1 protein-coding gene is annotated in these 1,173 nt (G+C 71.0%); it reads right to left on the bottom strand.

The features are described 5' to 3' along the window. The coding region (locus AC3WJM_RS23000; RefSeq protein WP_492273057.1) for a fibronectin type III domain-containing protein at window positions 1–1,173 on the bottom strand (1,173 nt) is incomplete at both ends.

Here is a 1,173-nt window from a genome sequence, read left to right as displayed (position 1 = left end):
GTTGGTGAGGGTGATGTCGTCGAGGTACATCCAGGTGTCGTCGGCGGGGCTGGAGCCGTCGAGGTGGACGTTGTACCAGAGGGTGATGGTTTGGCCTTTGTAGGCGGTGAGGTCGGCGGTGAGCTGGGTCCAGGTGCCGTTGTTGTTGCAGAGTTTGAAGAGGCTGCCCAGGGTGGTGCCGGTGGTGGTGCGGACTTGTGCTTCCATCCAGTCGTACGGGCAGGCGTTGCCGGTGCAGGGGTCTTCCTGGCTGTGGGGCTGGTACCAGAAGGACAGGGTGGTGGTTCCGGTGGCGGGGATGGTGATGGTCTGGGACAGGCTGCTGTCCCCGAGGGGTTCGGTTCCTGAGGCCAGGCCCAGGAGCGCGGAGCCGGTGCCGGTGTGGGCGGTGGTGGAGGCCACGGGTGCCCTGACCCCGGCGGTGGTCCAGGCGGTGAGCCCGGATTCGAAGCCGCCGTTGGTGATGGCCGAGGTCGTTGTTCCGGTGGGGGTGACCGGTGCCGAGGCCGCCGACGGGGCGGAGGTGCCGATGGCGTTCGTGGCGGTGACGGTGAAGGTGTAGGCGGTGCCGTTAGTGAGTCCGGTGATGTTCGCCGTCGTCGCGGGCGGGTTCCCGGTGACGGGGACCGGGGCCAGGGCGGTGGCGCCGGCGTGCGGGGTGACCGCGTAGGAGGTGATCGCCGAGCCGCCGTTGCCCGGGGCGGTCCAGGACACGGTGGCTGAGGCGTTCCCCGCGGCCGCGGTGACCCCGGTGGGGGCTGCGGGTGCCGTGGCCCCCGCGGTCGGGGTGACTGCGGCCGAGGCCGCCGACGGGGCGGAGGTGCCGATCGCGTTCGTGGCGGTGACGGTGAAGGTGTAGGCCGTGCCGTTAGTGAGGCCCGTGACGGTGGCCGTCGTCGCGGGCGGGTTGCCGGTCACGGTGACCGGGGCCAGGGTGGTGGTTCCGGCGTGCGGGGTGACGGCGTAGGAAGTGATCGGGGAGCCGCCGTTGTTCGGGGCGGTCCAGGTCACGGTGGCTGAGGCGTTCCCGGCGGCCGCGGTGACCCCGGTGGGGGCTGCGGGTGCGGTGGGGGTGGTCTGGGTGTTGGTGAGGGTGACGTCGTCCAGGTACATCCAGGTGTCATCCGCCGGGCTGGAGCCGTCGAGGTGGACGTTGAACCAGAGCACGACGGT

It is taken from the genome of Arthrobacter sp. FW306-1B-G06A, from assembly GCF_058781765.1.
Note: the sequence above shows the minus strand (reverse complement) of the source record. Positions and strands in the feature narration are given on the sequence as shown.